We start from the raw sequence: 25,105 nt of genomic DNA, 5'->3' as shown, positions 1-25,105 counted from the left end.
TTACTGCCCTACGGCTCTACGGCTCTACGGCTCTACTGCCGGATCGTCGCCGCCTGCATCAGATTGCCGACCACATCCGCCCTGGCCTTGTTGAGCGCCACAATATGCAGTTGCCTGCGGATGTCGTCTTTGACTTCGTCAAATGCCGGGACCTGCGTGGCACGCTTCGCATCGAGCCTGACGATGACACGAAGATTGTCGACCACGACTGGCTCCTGCGTGACCGCACCAACCTCCAGATGGGAGACGGCTTCGGCCACGGCTACCGGCACGCCCTGGCTCTTGCCTTCGACCACGGGCACCCGGAACGTGATCCACGGCATCTCGCCCCCGCCCTCCTTGCTCGACGCCACGCTGTACATCCGGACCAGCTCATCGAAGGACACGCCCGCCCTGAGCTTTTCCAGCACGGTACGGGCGGTCCGATCGTCCGCCACCGAAATGATGCGGACCTTGTACTCCTCCTTCCCCATCATGCTGACTACCTCGTCATACCGCGCCTTGACCTGCGCATCGGTAATCGGATCGAGGCGCAGGTTGTCGCGCAGGTAAAGCTCCGCCTCCGCCGACGCCTTCGCGGTGTTGGCGGCCTGCACGACTTCCGGCCTCCGGTCATACCCATCCTTTTCCGCCGACTGCCGCAGCACTTCGCGCACGATCAGTTCCTGTGTGAAGAACTGGCGCATCTGCGGGGTGTCTGCCTGGCGCGCCACACGCAAGGCGTCGTCGAGCTGCGTCTGCGCAATCGGCACGCCGTTGACGACGGCGAGCGTTCCGGGCGGCAGGCCTGTGCCCGCCCCGCTCCCGCTGTCATCCGCTGCCTGACATGGCGCAAGGCACGCAGCGAGCATCAGCCCGAGCGCCAGACGTGCCGGACCTGACAGACGAGACAGGGCAATCGCATTCATGGTGGGCCTCCGCATTCGGACGACTGGCGCGATGTTCGTGCGCCCGGCGAGATCAGTTCGACGCCATCAGATGGTGGTACGCATGGAGGATCTCGTCCGCCGTCGCGAAACCATCTATCCGCAGCCAGGGCTTGCCCGGCGCCGCGCGCAGCAGGACCACCGGACTGTGATTCATCTTGTCTTCGTGATAAACGTTGAAGGCCTTCTGGGCGGCAACGCTGGCCGACACTGCGCCGGTGTAGTGCTGCCACTCCGGGCCCGCGCCGAACTTCGCCGCATATTCCCGCAACCGTCCCGGGGTGTCGTGCTCGGGGTCGATCGAGATGGAGACCAGATGCACCTTGTCCCGGTCAGGACCCAGTTCCGCCTGAAGCTGTGACAGCGTCTGGCTGATGACCGGACAGATCGACGTGCACGTGGTGTAGATGAAGGTCAGTACCACGGGCCGGCCATCATCGAGTTCATTGGCCAGCGACACGGCCTGCCCATCGTCACGCACCAGCGTCACCGGCGGCAGGCGATAGTCCACCGTGGACGTATGCATCTCCCGTTTCATCTCGTGATGGGAATGCGGATCGTCGGATTCATGACCGACGGCGCCCATCGAGACGCACACGATCAGCCCAACGGCGGTCACTGCCGCCACTTTGCTCCAACGCTTTGCGTACGCTTTCATGGGAGTCCCCTCCTCGACGTTTCGCTGACGCGCACCCTGGCGGGTGTTTACTCCATTGTGGGCAAGCAGCGCCAAGGGCGGCATGGGGAACCCTCCCCTAACTGGGATAGGTAAACCTCCGCCCGGCGCGCCTAGGGCACCGTCCAGTCCCCATCCGCCGCAACCCGGGTGCCATCCGGCCCCGAGAAGCGGACCATGTAGCCGCCCTTGGATGCGAATCGCTGCCCTGGCGCGAGAGTCAGGCGCGGATAGTATCCGGTGATGACGCGGCGCTCGATCATGTCCTCCACGCGCTCCACGAGGTAGTCGCGCTGGAAGGTATCGGCCATATGGTTCAGGGTCTCGGCTAGCAGCCCGCAAGCCAGGAACGTATCCGCCTGCACCTGTTCGGCCACCAGCGGGATGCGCCGGATCGTGAACCATCCGAGCGCATAGTCGACGCGCACACGCCGGCGTTCGGGCAAGTCGACGGGATACGCCAACTCGGTGACCGCTCGCCAGCCCGCAGGGACAGGCGTATGTTCCAGCCCGCCCATCAGCCCCGACATCAGCACGGTCGTTCCGGGCGGTGGGCTGCCGCCAAGCGCCGCCACATCCGGCGGGCGCAGCCAAAGCACCAGTACGTTGCCCTTTGGCACCTTGCGCAGTGCGCTGGCGATGCTCTCGTGCGCCTTCAGCACGCGGTTCGACACCGTAACGCCTGCGGGCATGAGCGCTGCCGCGAGCGCCCTGGCGCCAGCGTCACCGCTATCGCCCTCGCGGTATACCTGAAGCACCGGGCCAACTGCCTTGCCGTCCTGGCCGCGCAGGATCGACCGTGCCATCAACTGCGCCTCAAGGGTGACGCCATTGGAAAAGTAGAGCGAATAGAACCCCTTGCCCTCCTCGGCGGGCACCTCGACATTGGGAAACAGGCACGGCACGGCTGCCTGCTCGCAGAACGCGTGCACCGGCGCCCAGTTCGAACCGCCAAGCCCGGATACCACGGCCAGCACCGGCTGTTCCGCGAGATGTTTCTGCAATTGCGCCTGCCACGCGGAGGGCGCGCCGCTCAGTTCCCAGACATGCAGCTGCCAGCGCCGGTTCACCATGAACATCATGCTGCGCGACGCGCGCAGACGCGGCGTGGGGCCCAGCGGGAACGCGTTCTTGTCAGCGAAATAGTGCTGCAACACGTCCAGCATTCCCTGGCGTTTGACCGGGTCCGCGTCTGGCGTGATGATCGTGGCGAAGTGCAGCATGGTCCCATCGACGCCGGGCAGCGTGCGTGCGTCAAGGCGCTTCAAAAAGCCGATCAGCGCCGCCATATCGGCATCGTCCAATGCGAAATGCGGCATCAGGTAGCTCAGTGGCCGGCCTTCCGAGTCGAGCCCGCTGCGGATGGCCCGTGCCAGCGTAGCCTCCGTGTAGGGCTCGCGGTCGATACGGATGCCATCGACAAATGGCAGGTCGAGATCGTCGGGATTAGTTGCGCGCGGGTGAAAGAGATACCTGCCCGTAATCGGGGGAATCGCCGTCAGGCCGGCACGCGCGCCGAGCCCGCTGCGCCGGTGGCAGTTCATGCAGGCGGCGGCCTGGCCCTCCATGCGCATCCCGCCATCGCGGATGGCCTGAAGCGGCTCGCCCGAGGCCAGCGTGCCCTGCCGGAAAATCCGCTCGCCAGCGTCTGGCGGCGGGTCGGCACGGGCTAGGCCCGCCAGCAATAGCAGCGCCAGCCACGCGGCAATCCGCCAGAGTCGGCAAGCAAGCGGGTTCATTGCATCGGGGCCGGGCGGAAGCCGTATGGGGGCGCCGCAGTGGGTCGTGCCGCTTCTTCGCTGCCACGCATCGACGGCGGCTTGGCGAACATGATGTCTTGCAATGGCGGATTCATCTGGATGCGATCGATCACGAGCCGTTCCCCGGCACGCGCCATGCCCTCGCCGCTCTCAATGACGAATGGCAGACGCACGCCGTCCACCTCCCGGTAATCGCGGTAGTACACGGTCACCAGATGCGCCTGTCCGGCGGCGTTGCGGGACTGCCGCTCCGACTTGATATCGAGATAGGTCTGCGCGTCGATCCACTCGCGGCGCGAACTGCCGGAGGGCAAGGCGACACCGAGCCGGTAGGCCTTGTGCCCGTCAACCTCGTCAGTGCCCTCCATCACCACGGTAATGCCCTTGGCCTCGCAGTCGATCAGCGGCCCGTCGATGACCTGCTCGTCGTGCGCGAACTTGTCCTCTTCCGGCGTGTAGGGCGTCAGGCTCGGCTTGCCCTGCGCCGAACGCACCTTCCAGCCGCGATTGCCGTCGAAGATCCGCACGGCCTGTTGACTGCCGCCGCGAATCTCGAAGCGCGTCTTGTTGGGCCGTTTGAGGGCCAGCACGAACTGGGCGGGGGCCTGCGCGCTTTCCACGTGCCCGACCCATACCATGGCATCGATCTTGCGCCAGGCTTCCGCGCCGCCAATGGCCTTGCCATGCTTCTCGACGACCTCGGCAGCGGTAGGCTCCGCCGCGCAGCCCTGCGCGCCTGCCAGTACCAGCAGACAGGCGGCCAGCGCGTTACCAGCCATCGCCCTGGTGCCCATGGTCCGGGCGCGTGTTGCTATGGTGCTCATGGCGTTCGCCCCCTGCTACTGGCCTGCGGCTCCCGGAACGGCAGCCTGCGGCTTGGCGAACGCCGCATCGTCTACCGGCGGATTCACGGCCACTCGCTGGATCTTCATCTTGTGCCCCGGCTTGACGCCAACAACCACGGTTTCCACGACGTGCGGCATCATCAGGCCGTTCTCCTTGCCGTATTCGCGGTAGTAGATCGCAACCGGACGCGGCCGTCCGTCCATCACGCGGGGTTCGCCGTCCATCTTCACCTCCAGGAAGCTCGACGCATCTACCCACACCCTGCGTTGCACCCTATCCTTCGTCGTCAGCCTGAGCCGGTAAGCACGATGGCCTTCCACGGTGTCAGTGCCTTCAAGTTCGACGGTAGACCCCTTGCGGGCGTAATCGACCAGCGGCCCGTCGAGCTCAGCCCATTCGGCCGCTGCCTTTGCCTCGGCGGGCGTGAACGGTTCGGCGCCGTCCCGCCCCAGGAACGGCCGGACCTTCCACCCTTGCGTGCCGTCGTAGACCTGCACCGCCGTCTGGTCCTGGAACCGCAACTCGAATCGCACCTTGTGGGGGCGCTTCATGGTGGCCACGAACGGTAGCTTCGTCTCCTTCTTGCCACCCGCGTCCAGTTCGCCCGACATGGTCAGCGTATTGACCGCCCGCCAGGCCGCAAGGCCGCCCCGCGCGGCCACGTTCCGGTCGACGATCTGGGCGGCGGACATCCGGCCTGCATCGGCGGCGGCGGCCGCGACCGGTGTCACGAGCACGGCCAGACCCAGCGCCACAAAGAGATTTCGGTTCATGGGTTTCTCCTCCCCGGTTCAGGCGTCGACTTGTCCGAGCCCGTCCACCTATTCCACCACCAGGCCGTCGATGCGATACGTGCCAACCAGTATGCTGACCCGGTCGCCGGCCTTGATCACGTTGCCCTTGTTGGAAAACACCATCCAGTACTCCTGGCCAGCTTCCAGTTGCCCGGTCTGCCGCAACTGGCCGATCTTGTCCATCACCGGAATCTCGAGCAGTGCGTGGGTGCGCTGGCCAATCAGATACGGCGTGGCGTTCTTGTCGCCCAGCACCTGAGCGATTTCAGGCTGGACGACGCGAAAACTGAAGCGCAGCAGGTTGCCCGACGCCGTGCGGCGTACCCGCAGGTTGTCCACGCCGCGATTCAGCTCGTAGTAGGACTGGGCCCGTTTCGGCACATTGACGGGCCGATAGGCGGACGCGGAGCCTGCCTTGGCCGCCGTCGCATCGCCCGACGCGGCCAGCGCGCCGGGCACGGCGCCGCTGGCAAGCAGCAACGCCGTGGTGGTCAGGATGCATGCGAAACAGGTCATTTCGTTGCCGCCTTATTTCGAGGGCACGTACTCGACCGCGCCGATGTCCACCCCACCGCCTTGCGGCCGTGGCGTCCCGAAGAAGTCGTGGTCCGGCGCACCCGCCCCTGCCGCATTGATCGCCGGAGACGCGCCCGTAATCGAGTAATTGCCAAGCGGCACGCCGTACCCCGCGCTGCCCGCGGTGACGGAGGCATTCACCAGCGACAACGGGCCGTAGGACATGTTGATCCACTGGTTACCCTCGTCCGGCGTGGCCGACGGCGTCAGGCTGAACAGCGGGTTCGGGATCACCGCATCGGCAATGCCCGGTGGCACCGAGATGCCGTTGCCACCCGCTTCCGGCGGCTTGCGCGAGCCATTGCAGTACTGGCTCACCAGGGCCGGATTGGAGCCCAGATTCCCCTGCCCCTGATAGTCGGCGGCATCCGTCAGAATCGACTGCCGTGGCGCAAGCGTCAGTCCCGACGAGTGGTCGCTCGGCCCCTGGTCGCCATAGGCGCCGATGTCCCAGTACACCGCTTTGGGCGCGCAGTAGCCGGTGGCATGTCCCGACTGGTTCAGCGTCGGGATCAGGGTCACGATGTTCTGGAGGCCGGGTATCCCCTGGTCGAGCGCGCCCACCTTGATGTAGAAGGACCGGTTCTGCCAGAACAGGTTATTGGCGATCACCGGGTTCGAGTACGTCTTGCACCCCGGGAGCCCGGCCGGACAGTTCACGCTCTGTCCATTGAACGCGCCGAGCAGGTTCTGCGTATGCCGCGCGGTCTCCAGTCCCGCTGGCTGATAGGTGGATGTCGTGATCGGGTCACAGGTCGTTTCCGCACCCACGGTGGTGCAGTTGGTCGGCGGTGGTACGTTGGCCTGGCTTGCCGCGGCGGTGTTGAACAGCACGCCGGCGGACGCCGTCGAGTCATTCGACACAACCGTGTTGTTGATGAAGCTCACGTACACCGCATCCTGAATCGACACCCCGCCTCCAGCCCAACCCGCCACGTTGTTGGCGATGATGTTGTTGGTGACGGACACCTGGTACCAGCGGCTCGGGTTCGTCGGGCTACGCGCCACGTCGGTGCCGTTGACCGACTGGAGCCGCAGCCCGCCACCCTTGCCGCTTTCCGCCGTGTTGCCGACGATCAGGTTGCTGTCGATCTTTATCCCCGGGCCCGCGCCATCGGACAACTGCGGCGCGCAATCCAGGTCGGTTGCCGAGTTCTCGCAGAAGGTGCCATCCGGCGGAACCCCCTGAACGATGATGCCGCCGCCATAGGTGGGAAGCGTGGGGTTGTTGCTCTGGTTGAAGAGCACCCAGTTATGCGACATCTCGCCGAAGTAGCTGAAGCCGAAGTGGGCCACGCCGCCACCGTCGCCGCTGCTGATGTTCCCGCACACCCAGTTGTAGTCGAACTTGTAGTTGTCGGCACCCGAGCAGAACGTCACCCCACCCGCCGAAGACGGCGTGGTGGAGTTGATCTCGTCGCCGTAGGAGGCATTCGACGTGACAGCGTTGTGGTGCACCTTCACATTGGTGTTGTAGGCAAACGGCTGCTGCGTGAAGCCGTCGGCGGCGATGGTGCCGTCAGGCACTTCCACCTGCCCCACCGTGATGCCACCTGTCAGCGTTCCGGCGTTGCCGAACACGCGGTTGTTGGAGACCTCCATGTTGTGGTTCCAGCCGTGCAGGAAAATCCCGCCACCGCCTTGCGAACTATTGGTAAAGGTGATGCCATCAATCCGCGACGGGTTGCAGAGGAAGTTGCTCGGATAGGTGGAGCAATCCGCCGCGCTGCTGGTCAGCGGCGTGCAGATACCGTTGGCGCTGCAGTTCGGGTCGGATTGCAGCACGCCGTTCACGGACACGTCACGTACCCCCTTGGCCAGGACCGTGATCGCCGCCCCTTCGTAGGCGCCCATCAGCGTCGGCTCGATAAGCAGCTCGCCCAGGTTGCCATTCAGGGTGCCATCCCAGCCGATCACCGGTTCGAGCGGAATCGCATCCACCTGCCGCTGCATGTTCGCCGGGCAGGTGTACGTTCCCGACTTGTCATACGGATTGGTCGCGGAGATCAGACCGCCGTTCGTCGCCACGCCAAACAGGCACTGCACCTGCCTGCGCCACGGATCGAGCTTGCCCGAAGGATGCGTATTGGCGTTGACCACGACCGACGGAGCGCCGACACCTTGCAGGCGCACAGGCTTCCACATCAGCAGCATCTCGTTGTACGTGCCGGGGCCCACCAGGATCATGTCGCCCGGGCTCGCCTTGTCGATGGCAGTCTGGATGGCATTGTTGGATCCGTTCTCTCCGTTGACGAACGTCGGCGCCTTGCCGCCGATAGTGACGGTAACGGTGTCGATCGACGTCTTGCCATTGGCCGCCACGATCGAAAGTTCGCCGCACTGGGCCGCAGACTGACCCGCCTGCTGCACCGAGCACGCCGCCACGCCGGCGGGCACCTTGCCCGTGATGCTGAGGTCGCTCCACGTCACGTCGGTCATCGGCTTGCCGCCGATGGTCACGTTCGGACACGGACCCGAAGCCGGGCAACCGGCAGGCCGGCTACCAAAGCCGTAATGCCGACTGATGGACTTCGCGTTGAACGGCGCCGTCGTGGCCGATGGGCCGCTGTAGGCGTGGTTGGTCACCGTCTGATCGCCAAGCGCCTTGATGGTCAGGCTGTTGCCTGCCGCCTGCACCCATGGCCCGCTGCCAGTACCCACCGTATCGCCTTGCACGGTCGAAATGGCTGGCGTGGCGTCGGGATAGGCGCAGTCCGGCTGGTTGTAGCCATCCGCGAACGCCTGGACAGGCACCACTGGCGTGTCCATGTACTGCGTCTGGCCCGGCATGAACGGGATCTCGTAGCAGAACTGGCTGTAGCCGGGGTTGTAGAGCGGGTCGCGCATGGTCTTGCCGGGGTGCGCCGGGTCGGGCATATCCGGATCGTTCATGCACGCCACCATCATGGTCGGCGCGTAACCAGTCGGATTGGGCGGATTGACCTCCCAGGTGGAATAGTTCAGGCCGTTGAAAATGCCCCATTGGTCCGAGTAGACGCGCGCCACTTCGGTGCCGCCGAAATCCTTGATCGAAATCGGCACATTGGGCACGGCGAACTTCTCTCCGAACTGCGGCGAGTACGGATCGAACTCGGACGAGAAGTCGTCCAGCATGAAGCCCGTATAGTGCGCGGCCACATGGGTGGAGCTGAAGACCCAGAACTTGGCCAGTACGGTCATCTGGTCGGTCAGGATGACTTCCTTGCGATCGCACAGGTTCCGCGAAGCACCTGCAAACGGCGCCACCTCCTTCGAGCCCGGGAACAGGCTGATGTAGTCCGGCACCACGCGCAACGCGCCAACGCACGGCCAGAACGTTTCCACGCTGCCCGTGTCGCCCTCATGCCGTGGCGACGAACCGAGGCCCGTGGTCGGATTCTGGGCATTGAAGCGGTTGTAGGTGGCGTTTACCGCGGCCTGGTCGGGCAGGATGAAGATATTGCCAAGCGCGCCGAACTGCTGCGTGACCGGCGCGATGTAGTTGTCGCCAATCAGGATGTTCTTGTCCTCTTCCTTGACCAGCTCGTATCCGGGCGGAAGGATGACTTCCACCACATACTTGCCCGGGGGCAGCATCATGGTGCCGTCGCCGGTCGGGTTTTTCACGCAGATCGTGCAGTTGGTCCCGGTGGCATTCCCGTTGCCAGGGTTGCGGCCGGTAACGCTCGGGAAGCTGTACATCCCATCGTACGGCGCAGGCTGCAGCTGGTTGAAGGCGTGCATCCCGTCATAGCATTTGAACTGCGCGTTCGACGGCAACTGCTTCTGGGTCGGGTCCAGCCACTGCGTGCTGTTGCGCAACGTGAAGAAGAACGGGTCCTTGGCCTGCGTCTCCTGCCCAGGGCAGTTCATGTTCGGCACGTTGTTGGTGCGGAAGCCCTGCGCGAAGTCGTCCCAGCTACTGGTCTTCGTGGTATCGACCAGCGTGAGCGCAACCGAGCCATCAGCCGCAACGGTCTTCTGGTAGAGATTCACCGTCACGTTCGGCACGTTCGGCGTCCAGCTCGTATGGATCAGCAGCGCTGGATCATCAAACGGACGCGTCGAGGCGTAGATGACCTCGCCACGGATGCCACCGTTCTCGTTCGCGGCGAATGGCTGCTTGCCGAACTCGATGAATCCGCTTTGGCCCGAGAAGCCCTGCCAGCCCATGGTGGTGATCCACGGCGGATCGATACGGCCCGTGGATGGCTGGTGCGCGCTGCTGCCGGGTCCGTTCTGGATCGAGTATCCATTGCAGTCCGCGTTGTCGCAGTACACCGATCCCGGTACCCGCAGGGGGTTCGGCAGATGAGCCGTGCTCGATTCCAGGGTGTTGGCATAGTTCGACGCGATCGAGGACGTCCCCCCGCCCGGCGTGCCGTCCGGCGGACCACCCGAGTCATAGACCACGTGCACGCCCGTCTGCTTGAAGCGTGTGGTATCGGCTTCGACTACGTACCAGTTGAACAGCGGGAACACCTCGTTGAACGCCGCATAACCGTTGAGATCGGTGTTGTTGAAGTTCGAGTAGCTGCCGTCGCGGAACCGGATATTGGTGGGAACAAGCGTCAACCCCGGTTCACCGCTCTGGGACACGCCATCCTTGTTCGTGTCGATGAAGGTGCGCGTGTACAGGTTGGTATGCCATTGCAATACCGGGATATCGCCCAGGACCATGTTCTGTCCGCCCTTCACCTGGAATGCGGTAGCCAGGCCATCGACGATCTGGTCGTTCCATTGGTCGAAGACGGTCAGGCGGTATGTCCCGTCCGGAATGCCCGATACGGAGAAGGTGCCGTCGGCATTGCACTTCGCGAAGGCAATATCCTCCCCGTCGGGGTCACCCACGCTCACATAGCATTGCGTGAAGCCAAGCGAATCGCGCGATCCGCTGCCGTACAGATGCTGGTTGGGCGGCCGGCTGTAGTGCAAGTTGGTGATCCTGCCTTTCACACTGTTGACGCAGCCTGACCCCGCGCTTGCGCAGATTGCCTTCAGGCGGGCATTGATGATCTTCGGATTGGCAAAGCCGACCGATACATGGAAGCCAGCCGGCCCGAACTCCTGGAAGTAGGACGGCCCGCCAACCTTGATGAACGCATCGTGTGCTTTCTGGCCGTCAAGCGTATTGGTCTGGAGCCACTCCTCGCCCCGGCCGATCCGATCGGCTGCGGGCGTTGCCACAACGCCGTAGCGGCCCGGCATCAGGTTGGCGATGATCGCCTGCCCCACCAGTGGCGACAGCGTCTTGCCATCGGATTCGAATTTCGGGCAGGTCGGGATCATGCCGACCAGCGTGCCATTGGGCGGAGACTTCGAAATCGGGCAGGCATCCAGCCCCGTGAGCGGATCGATCGTTCCCTGCAGAGAGTTCGACAACGGCATGTTGAACATGTCGTAGGTCATCTGTCCGGTCGGATCGCCCGTGCCGCCGGCATCGTCGAAGAGCTTGATCTCGAAGCCGCCCAGGCCCGGTTCGCGGGCCGTGCCGAAGCCGTCCGTGCCGCCGCTGACATCGACTTCGCCATTGAGCGGCGCGTCGTCCTCGAACACGAACACCGAGATCTTCGCGGTCTGCAAGGGCGTCTGCTGCAGCAGGACGTTCACCGTTTTCTGGCCCGCCGCGATGGGCGCGCCGCCCATGCCGTGGCCACAGGTACCCGAGCCCGGCGCGAAATCCGCGCCTGCGGGGCCGGACGGACAATCCGCGGCAATGCTGAACGGCCGCAGCGGGCTGTTCGCGTTGTTCGGGTCCACCGGCTTCGGCGCGCCCGCCCCGGCGCTGAACGGATTGCCGGCATCGCCTGGCAGGATCGAGATGTAGTAGCGCTTGGCGGGGTCCAGCACCACCTGACTCGGGTCCAGCGGGGTTTTCTGCGCGGCATCGGTACGGCAAGTACCGTTGCCGACATCGCAGGTCGCTGCCGAATGCGTGCCGGTGTTCGGGTCAAGCACCGACTGCCCGGATTCGCAAGCCACCACGCCGACGCATCCCGAGGCAACCACAGGCATGTAGCTGGTGTGGAAGTTGGTGCCCAGACTCGGCACGGGCAGCGGCGGACAGTTGGCCGGTCGCTTCGTGCTGTTAACCTGACAGGCAGGATCGATGTAGAAAGTGCGGTCTTCCTCGATGATCCAGCGGTAGTCGTTGATCGGTGTTCCGGTCGGGGCATCCTTGACGGCCACGACAAGCCCGCTTCCGCCCGCGAATGTCACGGTCACCGTGGCCGGCTTGCTGGATGTCTTCTGCGAGTTTACGGCCGTGTAGCTGAAACGTACCGTTGCCGTACCGTTGCCCGACGGCGGCGCCGAGGGAATGGCCGTAAACGATCCATCCTGATTCAGCGTCACCGTGCCGCCCTGCACGGCGCCAGAAATGGCAGCCGTCAGAAGCAGACCCGAAGGATCAGTGTCGTTGGCCAGTACGCCGGGCGCGCCTGACTGGTAGCGCGAGGCCGTACTGCTGGAGAAGGCGTCGTCCACCGCCACGGGCGCCTTGCCCAGGCATTTTGAATTGGAGGTGCAGGCAGCCAGCGTGACCTTGGCCTTGATCGCTGGATTGCCATTGGCCTGATAGATGAAGCTGTCAGTGGTGGTGCCACTAGCCGGGCTGTATGTAAACGTCCCATCCGGGTTCAATGTCAGCGTACCGCCAGAAGGCCCCTGCTGCACCGTCACCCCATAGACGCCAACATCATTGGCGATCACGCCTTTGGCCGGGTCCGCCACGATGACCGGATTGCCGGGGACCAGGAAATACGTATCAGGGTTGGCCACCGCATTCGTCGACGACGACGCCTGAGGCAGCGCGCCACCATTGACCGCGATGTAGGCCTGCATGCCGCCATCGCGCTGGTTGTTCGTCGACAGACTGAGTTGCCGGTCGAACACCGGCAGGGCCAGCGCGCCACTCGCAGGCGCGTTCATCATCACGTCGTAGGCCTTACCGGCAGCCAGGAACGTGGCGCTCTGCACCTTGGGCGTGCCGGGCAGCACGTTGCCGTCCTCAGCGATCAACGCAACACCGGACGAGCCGGCGTTGCCGGTCTGGGCACCCACGATCACCGGCACGTGCGCGCGCAGCCCTGCATTGACGTAGCGCACGAGAATCCTGCCCGTGGAGGGCGTGGTGCTAACCGGGAAGCTGGACCGGTTCTGGTTCGTGCGATCGAAGGCCACGCCATTGATCATGTAGTAGCGTGGATCGTAGTTCACGGCAGGCGGGTAGCAGGTGCCGAACGTTGGGGACTTCGGGTCCCCGCAACTGCCGGCCTGCCCCGACCAGACTGCGGTCTCGCTGAAGTTCGGCGTCGCCACCGCCGCTGCCACCGCAGCGTTCTGCACGGGGTCGACTTCGCTCAGCAGCAGCGGCAGGTCAGCGTCATAAGGGACGTTGGTGTATGCCAGCGCGGGGTTGCCGGCACTGGCCGGCGTGGTCACGATCAGCATCCCGTAGAGCCCCATGGGACCCTGAATCGACGGGTGCGTGCCCGATTCGATGAGATAGGTGCCAGGCTTGAGGTTGCTCCACGTCAGCGTAGCCATCCCGCCCGTCGCCACTTCGGTCGAGAACGACTGGACGCGCGCGGCCTGTTGGGGCGGCGTGAACTGTGCGGATCCGCCGGCAATCGGCCACGTTGCGCTTTGCACCGGGTGGGCCGGGCTGGCCGTGGTCGTGGCCGTCTTGCCGAGGCCGCCTCCCAGCTGTCCCGCGATGACCAGCGAGGTCGGAACCCCGCTCGTGGCGTTCTTGGGCACCGGCAGGCTGTTGGTGAGGTTGATGGTCAACGTGGTCGCGGCGCCAATGTATGGCACCCGGATAATGACCGGCGACCAGCCCGTACCGGCGTTCGCATTGGACGCCACGCATGTCGCGCCGGTGGCGGTGCCGCACTTGTAGCCCCACATCGGCACGACCTGGCCATCAGGCATTGCCGCCGTGGCCGCCTGGGCCGTGAGGTTGACGGTTTGTGCAAGAGACTCGCCGCTCGCCACGAGCAGCAGCGACACCGCGAGTCCTGCCTTGACCAGGTCAAGCACCCTGGCCCTGAACTGATCGGATCTCATCGCGTTTCTCCCGCCCGCTAGTTGCCTTCGTTAATCGTGAATGCCTGTGGGTCCACAAGCATCATCATCATCATTCCGCCCGGGAAAATATTGTTCGTGGTGATCTCGCGCTCATTGTGCGAATGCCACATGAAGGCGAAGCCAGCCTCGCTCGTAGGCGAATTGGCGATGGTCCCGGAAGGCGGTGTGGTGCCATTGGCGCCCACGGCGCGGATCGTGGCGTCCGGGCCGAGGTATGGACTGCCGCCGTACCACGCGCCGTTGGTCAGGATGTTGGCGTCGGGCAGCGTCACCGGCCCGCCACTGGCGACATTGCCGAACGGATGCGCCTCGAGCGCCTTGTTATGGTCGGCGCACCACTCGTAGTAGTTCGGCGCGTGCGGATCGACCGTGTAATAGCCATTCGCGTCCGGCTGGCACACCACCGGCTTGCCGGCGTACGCGGGGAAAGCCGGATCGGTGTAGACAGCGCCAGCCACATGGCCGTACACGTCCCAGTTCAGGCCCTTGCCCGTCCAGTAGAAGATGCCGTCCATGGCCAGCCCCGGCGTGGTCGTGGTGGTGAACAGCAGCGGCCCGGCCAGCTTGGTCGAATCGCTCTGGCTCAACAGCAGGTTGCCGTCCCTGGCTAGCACGCGCACGTGATTGCCGTGCTCGTGGAAGGGGTGCTGCCAGCGGCCAGTCCCGATAATCCGCAACAGCACCAGTTCCCCAGGATGCATATGCGGATTGCCGTTATAGGGCTGATGCGGGTACTGCACGGCATAGTTCGGGTCCATGAGGTCCGGCATCGAGCGACCGTTGATCATGAAGTACGCCGGATGGTACGGCTCGGTGACCACGGACATGCACCCGTTGGGCTGGTTGCACGTCTTGGCGGCCTGCTGCTCCGCCTGCTCATGGATACGCGGATCGAGCTCGGAGAACTGAAACAGGTACTCACGGTCGTAGCAGGCCGACGGATTGTTGTAGGCGGCTGCCGCATTGCGGTAGTCGGTCTGGCCATCCGGCAGCGTGGCAGCCACCGCGCGGCATCCGGGCGGCACGACCGTCGCGCCACCGCCACCCGATGTGGGCAGTACGATGAGCGCCCCATACATCCCCATCTCGATCTGCAGATCGCCCTGCGTGCCGCTGTAGTAGGAATGGGTACCCGGCGTGGTGGCAACGAAGCTGTAGGTCACCGTGCCACCACCGTTGGCCGCTTCGCGCGTCAGGAGGCCCGGGACACCGGTCGGTGTGTTCGGGCAGGTCTTGTCCGGTTTCAGCGCCGCCGCGCAGACCTGGAAGCCCGGAAACAGGATCGACGTGGTACCGGCCGCGGCAGGAAGGTTGTTGGTCAGCGTGACGGTGACGGTGTCCCCCTGCCTGACGATAAGCGTCGGCCCCGGAATCTGCATCGAGGAGCACGTACCCGTGATGTTGGCAGGAAGGAAGCCGGTCGGCGTGGTCTTGCAACCATAGCCCCATGAATAGATGCTCGATCCGTCAGGCTGGCTGATGCGGTTCGCTTCGGCGTTCAGGTTGAACACCGGGCCAGTGATGCCGGGCGCCGCGGCCTGCACCGATGCGCAGGCCAGTGCAACCACACCGGCACAGGCCAGCGATGCCACCCTGGACGCCCCCCTGTTTCTGGATAGTTGGCTCACGGCATCTCTCCTAGGAACAGACCTTGCTGGCGGGGTCGACGGCGTTGCAGATATGGACTTCCGTCATCAGGCCACCGAAGTTCTCCGCATCGTTCGAGAGGTGATCGAGGTTCGGCGTGTACAGGTAGAAGGTCGAACCGACCGGGAACCTGTTCACATCGCTGGCATCGAGGATCACGTCGATCGATTCGCCACCGCCGAGCGTGATCGAGTTGGTGTAGTAGGTCATGTCATTGCCGGCCATGTCGCGCAGCAGGCGCGCATTGACGGCAATCACGTGCATCGGGATGCCGAGCGACGCCAGCGTCTGGAACTCGCTGACGTCGAGGTCCGAGATCCGCAGCAGCGCCTTCCCGCCAACGGGAATGTTGATCAGCGTCGGCAGCGGCTGCGAGAAGTGCTCGGTACCGTCCGCCACCTGGGTATGCATCGCCGCCTGGTTGATCGTATCGGGGTAGCTCCGTCCGTTCAGCAGGAAGTACTTGTCTTTCATGTCGGTGAACGGCTCGGGATTGAAGGTCATCCCCACGAAGTGGAAGTTCGGGTCGAAGCCGTGGATCTGGATCGGGTACTCGACGTCATAGGCGGTGGATCCATCGCCATCGTTGTAGGCATAAAGGGTGGGCGTTCCGCTCTTGTTCGGCACGCGCTTGAATGTGTTCTGCGGTGGCAGCGGCGTGGCGCAGAGAATGTCCGTGCCACAGCGGGTGCGCGGGTCCGCCTGCTGCGACATCAGTGCGGCGTACAGCGTGGTGGTGCCGTCCATTGGCACGCGGTTCTGGCGCGGCCGTACGTAGATCTGCCCCACCATGCCCATCTGCAAGTGCTCCGGTGGCGTGATATGGCAGTGCCAGAAGTACGTTCCGGCGTCCGGCGCCAGGTAGTAGTACGTGAAGCTTCCGCCGATATTGATCGCGACCGATGCGTCCGGCACGCCGTCATAGAACGACGAGGCATTCGGGTAGCCGTGGAAGTGCACGGTGTGCTGCTCGAACAGGTCTGGGCGCATGATCATCCCGACGTTCGTCAACGTGAGGAAGAACTCGTCGTCTTCGTCGATCGCCATCGTCGGCGCCGGCATGTTGCCGTTCATGACGCCTACGTCCATGATCTGCTTCGGATCGACGTGACCGGTCAGCGGATGGTTGGCGTCCGTTGCCTCCGGATCCGGCACCAGACCCACCGCGCCGTTGTAGGTCGGATCGGTCTGTGGGCTGCCCACGGTATTGAACACGGAGTTTGGCTGGGTGCCGGGCAGGCCTTTCTTGATATCGGCCAGCCCAGACAGTGGCCCGAACGAGAACAGGTAGGTCTGTGTGCCATCGCCCATCGTGGCGTAGCCATCGCCGCCGGAGATTTGCTGGCATTTGATGCCTGCCGCGACGCCGCCGCCCTGCGCGGGTGCCGGATGCAGTGTCGTGCTGTCCGGACACTGGACCCGGAACGACTGTGCCAGTGCAGGCAAGGCGATGCTGGTCAGCAGCAGCGCGGTGAACGCGCTGCGCAATATGCGGGAACTCGACATACGGCCTCCTTCCTGGCGGCAGCCTCGGTCCTGGTCCGGTGCCCCCGGCTGTCTGCGCGCGCAGCCGAACGATCCGGGCGAATGGCCGATGTCCAGGACATCCATCGCCCGATGCTTCCATTCTGGAAAGCGCGACGAAAGCTTGGCATGGGGCAACACCCTACTGATGCGGTAGGGCAATCCATCAAAGACTGCCCCGTCTTCGACACCCTCAACCGCCCGGCCGCAATGGCGCGAATGGAGAGGTCCTGTTCCCGTTGCCCGGCACTGCCCCTTTCCCACCGCGCGTGTTCGGCGCTGGCGTCTGCGGCCCGGGGTTCGTGCCCGGAATGCCGCGGCCAGGAGGCACATAGAAAAACTGCCATTCTGCGTAGGTCTTGGCGTTCGCGAACTCGGCGTAGCGTCTGGGAAACCTCGCCCGTTTGATCGTCTCGGCGGTCGAGCTGCTGTAGACGCCGTAGATCCGGCCACCTTCGATCAACAGTTTCCAGTCGGCCTTGCCCGTCATCGGGTCCGGATAGGCGCGTCGCAAGTGGTGCAATGGCACGGGAAACCGCTTGTCCTCGAGCAGATCGTCGATGGATGCCGGAAGCGCGCGTCCCACCAGGTAATAGCTCTGGATCGCCTGCCTGTACTGTTCGCCAACGAAGAGCAGTTCTTCTTCCATCTGTCGCTGTCGTTGCAGCGCCCACACGTCCAGCGCCCCTTCCATCGCGATCGCCATCAGCAACAGCGCGATCAATAGCGACAGCAGGACCAGCCCCTGCCCTCGCCTGCGACGAAGGCATCCACGCACCAGACGCGCACTAGGCATCGGGCTCATTGGCTTGGCCGTTCGGCTGCAGCAGTTGCCGCGGAAGCTCCCCCGGCTGCGGTAGTCGTGGCAGCGGCGGGCTTTACCGCCTCCGGCGCGCTGGCGGGAGCCAGGTCGTACACGCCGGGTTTCTCGCCGTCTGGCGATGCAACGACCACCCAGTCGCGGCTGCCGCTGACCGGATCGTCGGGCACATTGCGCAGGTAACGCCGGGTCACCAGCTCGTCGAGTGTCTCGGGATAGCGCCCGTTGTCGCCGTAGAACTTGTCAATGGCGTCGCGCATCACCGCAAGGTTCTGCCGCTGAACCTGCTCCTTGCCACGGTCGATCGCGTGAAGGTAGCGTGGCAGCGCGATGGTCAGCAGCAATCCAAGGATCGCCATCACGACCACGATCTCGATCAGCGTGAATCCTCGCCGCCACGTGAAAGCCGGAAATCGCATGGCCGTCACCAGTCCTTGTACGGAATGCCGTTGAGGCCAACGCGCGTGGACGTCGACGACACATCATAGACATCGGCACTGCCCGCCTGGCTGCCGTCTGCCGCCTTGCCGTAGGCGCGGACATTCCACGTACTCTCGGGTGGCACATCGACATCGCCCGCATAGAACGGATCGCGCGGCACCCGTCGCAGAAACTGCAGCAGCCCACCCTTCGGGTCCTTGGCATCGGCGACGCCAGTCGCCAGCACGTCGAGCGTTGGCGGATAGCCGGACATATCTGCCTTCTTCTCGATGGAGCCGAAGTCGCTGGCCTCCTTGTACGCATCCAGCGCTGTTCTGATCTCGCGCAGGGCAACGCGGAGTTCCTGCTCCTTCTGGCGCTGCACGATCAGCTCGGAGAACGGCAACACCGCCAGCGCCACGATGCCCACCAGCGCCAGGGTCACCACCAGCTCGATCAGCGTGAAGCCGCGCCCCCCGCATCCCGCCAGCGGGCCGCGACGCGCAATGCAGAGAGATCCGGGCCTGGCATTCATGGTTCAGGGGCTGCCGCCGGGGATCGAGTACAGCGGGTTGTCGCTGGGGATGTCCGTCGGCTGCCGGGGCATTGGCGCGGGCGGCGTCGGTGGAATCAGCTCCACCTGCACCGGACCACGTGGCGCTGGCGGCGGCGCCGTATTTTCGGCCGAGCCGTCGGCGTTGCCAGACGCCGGCACGGGTGGTGGCGGCGCCGGCTCGGCTGTGCCGGCTGGCGCTGCCTGCCCCTGCGGCACCGCAGGCGTGCCCGAGAAGCGACCGTTATAGGGAGCCGGTGGCGGCGTGGTCCGCATCGGCGGCGGAGGCTGCCCGAATGCACTCTTTGGCGTTGCTGCAGCGCTGCCGCTTGCGGCCGGTGGCGGCCCCATGGTTCCGCCACCTACCTGTCCAGGCTTGACCGGCGTATAGGGCAACGCAGGCGCGCCGGATGCCGTCGATGCGACGGGACGGCTCGGGTCCAGCCGCAATTGTTCGGTGCGGACATTGGTATCGGTGCCGGACCAGAGCTCGCGCGTGTCGCTATCCATCGTCAGTTGCGGGCGTACGATATGCGGCGTGATCTGCAGCACGATCTCGGTCTTGACGTGGTCACCATTGTGGTCGGAGAACAGCCTCCCAACCACCGGCAACTGCCCCAGCCCGGGCACCTTGTCGGCAGACGTCCGATCCTGATCCGAGATCAGCCCGCCGAGTATCTGCGTTTCGCCGTCCCGCAGTCGCAGGCTCGTGGACGCGCTGCGCGTGCCAATCTGGTAAGCCAGCGAACTCAGACCCGTCTGCGCGTTGCCGCTCTGGATCGTCTTGGTGATATTGCTGACCTCCAGGGCCAGTTTGATGCCCACGTCGTTGTCGCGATACACCTGGGGCTCCACTTCCAGCTTGATGCCGACATCCAGATACTGGATCGTCTGGGTGAACGATGGTCCGCTCGTGCTGGGCGTGCTGGAACTGGAGATCACCGGCACCTTGTCGCCAATCAGGATCCTTGCCTTCTCCTTGTTTCGCGTACGAATCCGCGGGCTGGCGAGCAGATTGGCATCGGTATCGGTCAGCTTGAAGTTGGCTGTCGCCGACAACGGACTCACTTCAAGCTCGTTGGCGGTCAGGTGGTGCAGCACGCCCCATGTCGTCGCGGAGGCTGGCGTGGCCATCGTGAACGAATTTGGCCATGCGATGCCAAGGTCGGTCAGACGCTCGCGCGACACCTCCAGAACCTGGACTTCGAGCATGACTTCCGGCTCCGGCAGGTCCTGCGCGGCGATCATCTGCTCCGCCACGCGAATCGTGTCTGGCGTACCGCGAATGGTCACGGTGTTCGCGCGTTCGTCGACCACGACTTCCTTGATCTTCAGCAGACTCTTCAGCAGCGACTGGACCTGCTTGGAGTCGACATTCGACAGCTGGAATGTGCGGACCTTGAGCTCCTGATACTCCTGCTGCTTGGCGGGCGTGGCTGGGTAGATGAACAGCGTGTTGGCGTTCAGCACCTTCTTGTCGAGCTGGCTTTGCAGCAGGATCAGATCCACCGCGTCCTCGATTGCCGCATTGGTCACGAAAATCGTGGTCTTGAGATCGGCACGCACATCCCGGTCGAAGATGACATTGAGACCGGAGGTACGGGATAGTGCTTCGAACACCATGCGGATGTTGGCATCGCGGAACTGCAGGGTCACCGGCGTGCGCATGATGGACCCCGCCGCGCGCTGTTCCTCACGCGCAAGCCGCAGCAGACGGCGTTGCTCCTCGATACGCTGGGCCAGTTGTCTGCCGGCAATGCTGTTCGGATTCTCGGCAAGCACGTAGCGGACGCGCTCCGCTGCAATATCGTAGGAGCCACGATCGAACATACGCTCCGCTTCCTGCAGGATGGCCGCGTCGCGCCAGTCACGCTGCAGCGCCGCGCCAAGAATGCGCGCGCGCTCGTTGGTGGGGTCCAGCTGGTTCGCCGCGCCAAGCAGCGGAACGGCGTCCTGGTACTGGCCTGCCGCGCGTAGTCGCTCCGCCTCCTCGAGCAGTGCATTGACCTGCCTGTCCCGCTCGCGCAGCGCGCCGACGATCTGCTCTGCATTGGTGCTCGGGTCCGGCGGGAATCGCTGGTACATGGGCGAGCAACCGGCAAGGCAGGTTCCCAACAGGATGACGCCGATGCAGATGGGCTGCGCTTTGCATCTCGCCCGGATCAGCCTGGGCCCACGTGAGGTATGCATTTATTTCCCCTCGCTCTGGGTGGGCAGGACCTGCTTCATATTGAGCGGCAGGTAGGTAAACGTGATGCTCTCGGTCGCAATCGCATCGATGCGGTACTGCCCGTCGATCACGTCGCCGCGAGAGACAATCAACAGGCGGTCGCCGTTGCCCAGGAAAATCTGCGGCTTGGGCGTATTGCCGTCCAGCGCACCAAGGAAGCTGAACGGCAGGGGCGGCGGCGTTGGCGGTGGCTCGACGACCGGTTCCGGAGGCGGCGGTGGGGGCGGCGGCGGCAACCACGATGACGCCGTGAAGGGATCGTGCCCCGGCTCCGCGGACATCGGCTTGCGCAGCTTCTCCAGCTGCTCGCGTGGCGCGGCATGGGTCTGCGTCTGGGCCACGGCTGCGCTGGCGGGTGGGTGCTTCGCCGCGGAATGATGCGCGTGACTGGCCGCTGCGGCATCACTGGAGGCGCCGTGCCGCGTCATCGTGCCCCAGGAAGGGCCGGAATTGATCGCTGCAAGTGCCGGGTTGGTGCGCGGGTCGGGCATCACCGACCAGGAAACGACGGCGGCCAACACGAAGCCAGTCGTGCCGATCAGGATCTTTCGGGCGAGATCGTGCGTCATGGCCGCTCCGTCCGATAGATCAAGGCAAAGCGGATACGCGCCTCGATCTGATTGCCATCCACGGCCGGCCGCTCGACGTGAATCTCCTGCAAGGCCGCGTTAGGCACACTGTTCAGCACCGACGCGATAAAGCGCCGAATCGCGCCGTACTGATCCTTGACCGGCAGCGTGACCTGATAGCGCACGAAGCGCGCGCCCGGCTCGGCACTGAACTGGTACTGGGCCGAGCCGAGCGTCAGGTGGCTCTCCCGCGCCTGGGCAAAGATGACGGTCAGGTCTTCGCCGCTGCCAGAGAAGGTCGAGAATAGTTCGGGGAATTTGTCCGGCGCGCTGATATCGGCCTTTGCCTGCGCCGCCTCGGCGGCACGAATTCCTGCCACCTTGCGGGCCTGCCATGTCTGCGCATGAAGTGCCTTCGTGTCCGCCATCAGGTCGGGCACCATTGACCAGACCACAATCGCCGCCGCTAGAACGGCGATGCCAAGCAGCCCTGGGGCCCCCAGTGTCCGCCAGAGCGCGAAACGCATCGTCAGCAGGCGATCGCGTACCTGGGCGGCTGTCATGGCTTTCTCCAGACAGCGGCAACCTGAAACCGTATTGGCGTGCCAGGCACATTGGTTTCCACCAGATGCGCGTTCAGGACCGCCTCGCGCAACAGCGCGCTACTCTGCAGGTACTTGAGATAGGCGATCATCGCATCGGCGTCCTTGGCTTCCGCGACGATCCGAATCTGCCCCTGCGCCGGATTCTGGTCGATGCCGATCAGCGCCACATCGTGCTCGGGATAGTTCTCGACAATCGACAACAGGTCCTGCCAGGGCACCGTCAGCTCCCGCAGGATCGCCTGAGACTGCTTCTCGGCCAGCTTCGCGGCTGGCGTGGAGGCAACAGCGATGGCGTGCCTCGCCGGGCTGGCACGGCGCATGACGGTTTCGAGATCCGTTCGCGCGATCTCGTTGCTCTCGCCCGCCCGCCAAAGCTCCCACACCCCCGACCCAAGCAGGATGCCGGACACGAGCAACAGTACAATGCCAGCCAGTGGCGGCTGCCAGCGTGCCGCGCAGAAGTCGATGTCCAGGCGCGGCTTCATGATGCAAGCCCCATCAGGCCTAACGCCGGCGAGGCATACGTGGCATCCATCCCCGTCGCCCGATGCACCTTGGCGAAGCAGCGCTCGAACGGTGCCGTGTCCACCGCATTGCCGCTGAGAAAGACCGTGCACGTACTCGCACTCTCGTCCGACCACCTCTCGAACATCGTGCGGGCCTGATCGGCGAGCCGCGTATCGCTAGCCGTCTCGCCGGGAAACAATCGCTGCGCGTCATAGGCAACCCAGTGGCTGCCAGCGGTCATGGCCACCTGCAGCAGATCGTCCGCTACCACGACGATCATGCCCGGAAGATCCGGCATATCGCGCTGGGTCCGGTCGAGCAGTCGGGGCAGCCTGGGAGACAGGCACGTCACCTTGATGCCGGCTTCGGCACAGGTTTCCTGGATGCCTGTCAGCAATGATCTCGGCATCGCGCTGGCAAAGACAGCGTCACCGCCAGCTTGCACTGCGATGGCGATCGCCAGACTCACACCCTCAAGGCCGAACGCATCCGAGAAGTACGCGCGCGCAACCTCTTCCACGTCCCGCTTGCGCATACTGCGGAAATCGCCACGCAGCACCCCATGATTCACCCAGAAGTCGTCCAGTACGATCGCAGCATGGTGTCTGCGCCCCGCCAAAGGCGGGTTGGACGGGGAATGCGCCTCGGCAAGTGCCATGCGCAGGCTATCGAGCGCGCCCTCCTCGTTATACCAGCGGTCGGACGGCGTCTCGACGCTGCGGTGCGAAACGATAGCCAGCGGCGCCGTGAGGCCGCCCAGCGACAGCGCCTTGACTTCGCGTCGCTGCAACAGCGTCCACAGACGCTCGGCCCTGGACTGGCACACGCCGACCGCGACATCGCACGTGCCAATGCCGATGGCAAGACGGTTACTCGGAGATCGTGACACGATTGATCTCCTCGAGCGTTGTTTCCCCGGCGGCCGCCATCTCGATCGCGGCCTTGCGCAGCGTTTGCATACCTTGCCGCAGTGCCACGCTCTTGATGCGCGCAAGTGGCGCGCGCTCCGAGAGCAGCGCCCGGAGTTCGTCGTTCATCCGCAGCGCTTCCGCAATCGCGCGCCGGCCACGATAGCCACTGCCACGGCAGGCCGCGCAACCCAGTCCGCGCCGGAAGCGGAACCCGTCCGCCATGTCCGGGTCGATGCCAGATCGTGCCAGCAAGTCCCGATCACCGGCTTCCTCGACCACGCAGCCATCGCAACACTTGCGCACCAGCCGTTGGGCGACCACGCCATTCAGCGCCGAGACGAAGCTGTATGGATCCACCCCCATGTTCGTGAAACGACCGATCACGTCGAACACGTTGTTCGCGTGGACGGTCGTGAACACCTGGTGTCCGGTCAGCGCCGCCTGCACCGCGATCTGCGCGGTCTCCGCATCGCGGATCTCGCCCACCATGATCTTGTCCGGGTCATGACGCAGGATGGAGCGCAGGCCACGCGCGAAGGTCAGGCCCTTGGCCTCGTTGACCGGGATCTGCAGGATGTCCCCGAGCTGGTACTCGACCGGGTCCTCGATGGTCACGATCTTGTCCAGACCATCGTTTATCTCGGTCAGGATGGCGTACAGCGTCGTGGTCTTGCCACTACCGGTTGGACCGGTCACCAGCAACATGCCGTAAGGCATTGATGCCACCGACCGCATGAAACCCGTATCGGCAGCCTGAAAACCCAGTGTTTCGAGCGTCAGGCCCTGCGCGGACTGCGATAGCTGGTAGCGGTCCAGAATGCGCAGGACGGCGTCCTCCCCGAACAGGTTCGGCATGATCGATACGCGGAAGTCGATCTCCCGCCCGGCATACTGCGCCTTGAAGCGGCCATCCTGCGGCACACGCCGCTCGGCGATATCGAGTTCCGAGATGACCTTGACACGCGACAGCACCTGATCGGCGGGTGCGCGTCCGTCGACCCTGCCCACCACCGCCAGCACGCCGTCGATGCGGCACTTGATCACCAGGCCGTTAGCGCGGCATTCCAGATGGATATCGCTGGCCTGCATCTTCAAGGCGTCATAGATGGTCGAATTGAGCAACCTGACGACCGAGCTGTCGTCATTGCTGATGCCCTGCAGACTCAGCGCCAGCGCGGACGATTCCGCCGCGCGGTGCTCCAGTTCCTCGAAGGCAACGGTATCCAGCGCGTGGACGTCTTTCTCACGCGCCGCAAGATAGGCCGTCACGTCGCCGACGGTCGCCAGGCGCCATTCGTAACGCACGTGCGGCCGGGCACGCATCCGCTGGTCAACCCGCCCGCGCGACTGCGCATCGAGCGGGTCCGCGATCACGAACACCAGCCCGTCCCCGGACCGGAAGCACACGCACAGGCGTGCCACGGCCTCGACGAATGGAATGATCTCGAAGTCGGGCTCCATCTCCTGCAGGTCGCGAATGCCGATGGGCTCCATCCGGAAGGCGCTTGCCAGCTCGGCAAGGCTCTCGTCCGCGCCCACGCCGCTCTGGGACATATACGCTTCCAGCGCGCGGGTGCCCGACCCGTAGGACGCCGCGAGTTCGCGCAGCGTTGCGCGGAGGGTGGTCCCCCCATGCTGCTCCGGATGCGTGCCGATCGGGTCCATGATGGT

Annotated in this window: 18 protein-coding genes; all 18 read right to left on the bottom strand. The window is 64.6% G+C overall.

The genetic code is table 11. The features are described from left to right. Positions 1-32: 32 nt before the first annotated feature. Positions 33-908, bottom strand: a complete 876-nt coding sequence (locus WD006_RS21695; protein ID WP_029306310.1) for a peptidyl-prolyl cis-trans isomerase — start codon at positions 906-908, stop codon at positions 33-35. Positions 909-960: 52 nt separating this feature from the next. After that, positions 961-1,584 carry an SCO family protein gene (locus tag WD006_RS21690; RefSeq protein WP_029306311.1) on the bottom strand — a complete coding sequence of 208 codons (624 nt, stop codon included), beginning with the start codon at positions 1,582-1,584 and terminating at the stop codon, positions 961-963. Between the two features lie 131 nt (positions 1,585-1,715). Beyond that, positions 1,716-3,341 (bottom strand): c-type cytochrome, encoded by a 1,626-nt coding sequence (locus WD006_RS21685; protein WP_029306312.1) that lies wholly within the window; start codon positions 3,339-3,341, stop codon positions 1,716-1,718. Next, positions 3,338-4,186, bottom strand: coding sequence for a hypothetical protein (locus tag WD006_RS21680; RefSeq protein ID WP_051722918.1), 849 nt, complete (start codon positions 4,184-4,186; stop codon positions 3,338-3,340). Before WD006_RS21680 ends, WD006_RS21685 begins: the two co-directional genes overlap by 4 nt. A 15-nt stretch (positions 4,187-4,201) precedes the next feature. Further along, on the bottom strand, positions 4,202-4,981 hold the full coding sequence (locus WD006_RS21675; RefSeq protein ID WP_011519131.1) for a hypothetical protein: 780 nt from the start codon (positions 4,979-4,981) through the stop codon (positions 4,202-4,204). A 48-nt stretch (positions 4,982-5,029) separates the two neighbouring features. Beyond that, entirely contained in the window at positions 5,030-5,518 is a 489-nt protein-coding gene (locus WD006_RS21670) for a hypothetical protein (protein WP_011519132.1), read from the bottom strand. Between the two features lie 12 nt (positions 5,519-5,530). Then, complete coding sequence (locus WD006_RS21665) at positions 5,531-13,627, bottom strand: Ig-like domain-containing protein (RefSeq protein WP_029306314.1); 8,097 nt, start codon at positions 13,625-13,627, stop codon at positions 5,531-5,533. Between the two features lie 17 nt (positions 13,628-13,644). Then, positions 13,645-15,276 carry a multicopper oxidase family protein gene (locus tag WD006_RS21660; RefSeq protein WP_029306315.1) on the bottom strand — a complete coding sequence of 544 codons (1,632 nt, stop codon included), beginning with the start codon at positions 15,274-15,276 and terminating at the stop codon, positions 13,645-13,647. 10 nt (positions 15,277-15,286) lie between these two features. Then, positions 15,287-16,801, bottom strand: a complete 1,515-nt coding sequence (locus WD006_RS21655; protein ID WP_011519135.1) for a multicopper oxidase domain-containing protein — start codon at positions 16,799-16,801, stop codon at positions 15,287-15,289. Positions 16,802-17,012: 211 nt separating this feature from the next. Further along, the gene (locus WD006_RS21650) at positions 17,013-17,624 is read right to left on the bottom strand and encodes a hypothetical protein (RefSeq protein ID WP_011519136.1); all 612 of its coding nucleotides are present in this window, start codon (positions 17,622-17,624) and stop codon (positions 17,013-17,015) included. Further along, on the bottom strand, positions 17,621-18,058 hold the full coding sequence (locus WD006_RS21645) for a type II secretion system protein (protein ID WP_011519137.1): 438 nt from the start codon (positions 18,056-18,058) through the stop codon (positions 17,621-17,623). The genes WD006_RS21650 and WD006_RS21645 overlap by 4 nt, the downstream gene beginning before the upstream one ends. 5 nt (positions 18,059-18,063) lie before the next feature. Continuing rightward, positions 18,064-18,594, bottom strand: coding sequence for a type II secretion system protein (locus WD006_RS21640; RefSeq protein WP_029306317.1), 531 nt, complete (start codon positions 18,592-18,594; stop codon positions 18,064-18,066). A gap of 3 nt (positions 18,595-18,597) precedes the next feature. After that, positions 18,598-20,802 carry a type IV pilus secretin PilQ gene (locus WD006_RS21635; protein WP_011519139.1) on the bottom strand — a complete coding sequence of 735 codons (2,205 nt, stop codon included), beginning with the start codon at positions 20,800-20,802 and terminating at the stop codon, positions 18,598-18,600. Continuing rightward, on the bottom strand, positions 20,803-21,411 hold the full coding sequence (locus WD006_RS21630; protein WP_029306318.1) for a hypothetical protein: 609 nt from the start codon (positions 21,409-21,411) through the stop codon (positions 20,803-20,805). Then, the gene (locus WD006_RS21625) at positions 21,408-21,974 is read right to left on the bottom strand and encodes a hypothetical protein (protein WP_029306319.1); all 567 of its coding nucleotides are present in this window, start codon (positions 21,972-21,974) and stop codon (positions 21,408-21,410) included. The genes WD006_RS21630 and WD006_RS21625 overlap by 4 nt, the downstream gene beginning before the upstream one ends. Further along, on the bottom strand, positions 21,971-22,501 hold the full coding sequence (locus WD006_RS21620) for a hypothetical protein (protein ID WP_029306320.1): 531 nt from the start codon (positions 22,499-22,501) through the stop codon (positions 21,971-21,973). Before WD006_RS21620 ends, WD006_RS21625 begins: the two co-directional genes overlap by 4 nt. After that, positions 22,498-23,412: a hypothetical protein gene (locus WD006_RS21615; RefSeq protein WP_051722921.1), complete on the bottom strand. Its 915-nt coding sequence runs from the start codon at positions 23,410-23,412 to the stop codon at positions 22,498-22,500. The genes WD006_RS21620 and WD006_RS21615 overlap by 4 nt, the downstream gene beginning before the upstream one ends. Further along, complete coding sequence (locus WD006_RS21610; protein ID WP_011519144.1) at positions 23,393-25,099, bottom strand: GspE/PulE family protein; 1,707 nt, start codon at positions 25,097-25,099, stop codon at positions 23,393-23,395. Before WD006_RS21610 ends, WD006_RS21615 begins: the two co-directional genes overlap by 20 nt. Between the last annotated feature and the right edge of the window lie 6 nt (positions 25,100-25,105).

This window comes from Cupriavidus sp. Met-2, from assembly GCF_049843575.1.
GTDB lineage: Bacteria > Pseudomonadota > Gammaproteobacteria > Burkholderiales > Burkholderiaceae > Cupriavidus > Cupriavidus metallidurans.
This window is presented reverse-complemented; position numbering and strand designations above follow the sequence as displayed.

What these genes read in the sequence shown, in the direction of transcription:
- WD006_RS21695 (WP_029306310.1), bottom strand. Translation starts at nt 908, where the DNA reads ATGAATGCGATTGCCCTGTCTCGTCTGTCAGGTCCGGCACGTCTGGCG.
- WD006_RS21690 (WP_029306311.1), bottom strand. Translation starts at nt 1,584, where the DNA reads ATGAAAGCGTACGCAAAGCGTTGGAGCAAAGTGGCGGCAGTGACCGCC.
- WD006_RS21685 (WP_029306312.1), bottom strand. Translation starts at nt 3,341, where the DNA reads ATGAACCCGCTTGCTTGCCGACTCTGGCGGATTGCCGCGTGGCTGGCG.
- WD006_RS21680 (WP_051722918.1), bottom strand. Translation starts at nt 4,186, where the DNA reads ATGAGCACCATAGCAACACGCGCCCGGACCATGGGCACCAGGGCGATG.
- WD006_RS21675 (WP_011519131.1), bottom strand. Translation starts at nt 4,981, where the DNA reads ATGAACCGAAATCTCTTTGTGGCGCTGGGTCTGGCCGTGCTCGTGACA.
- WD006_RS21670 (WP_011519132.1), bottom strand. Translation starts at nt 5,518, where the DNA reads ATGACCTGTTTCGCATGCATCCTGACCACCACGGCGTTGCTGCTTGCC.
- WD006_RS21665 (WP_029306314.1), bottom strand. Translation starts at nt 13,627, where the DNA reads ATGAGATCCGATCAGTTCAGGGCCAGGGTGCTTGACCTGGTCAAGGCA.
- WD006_RS21655 (WP_011519135.1), bottom strand. Translation starts at nt 16,801, where the DNA reads ATGTCGAGTTCCCGCATATTGCGCAGCGCGTTCACCGCGCTGCTGCTG.
- WD006_RS21650 (WP_011519136.1), bottom strand. Translation starts at nt 17,624, where the DNA reads ATGAGCCCGATGCCTAGTGCGCGTCTGGTGCGTGGATGCCTTCGTCGC.
- WD006_RS21645 (WP_011519137.1), bottom strand. Translation starts at nt 18,058, where the DNA reads ATGCGATTTCCGGCTTTCACGTGGCGGCGAGGATTCACGCTGATCGAG.
- WD006_RS21640 (WP_029306317.1), bottom strand. Translation starts at nt 18,594, where the DNA reads ATGAATGCCAGGCCCGGATCTCTCTGCATTGCGCGTCGCGGCCCGCTG.
- WD006_RS21635 (WP_011519139.1), bottom strand. Translation starts at nt 20,802, where the DNA reads ATGCATACCTCACGTGGGCCCAGGCTGATCCGGGCGAGATGCAAAGCG.
- WD006_RS21630 (WP_029306318.1), bottom strand. Translation starts at nt 21,411, where the DNA reads ATGACGCACGATCTCGCCCGAAAGATCCTGATCGGCACGACTGGCTTC.
- WD006_RS21625 (WP_029306319.1), bottom strand. Translation starts at nt 21,974, where the DNA reads ATGACAGCCGCCCAGGTACGCGATCGCCTGCTGACGATGCGTTTCGCG.
- WD006_RS21620 (WP_029306320.1), bottom strand. Translation starts at nt 22,501, where the DNA reads ATGAAGCCGCGCCTGGACATCGACTTCTGCGCGGCACGCTGGCAGCCG.
- WD006_RS21610 (WP_011519144.1), bottom strand. Translation starts at nt 25,099, where the DNA reads ATGGACCCGATCGGCACGCATCCGGAGCAGCATGGGGGGACCACCCTC.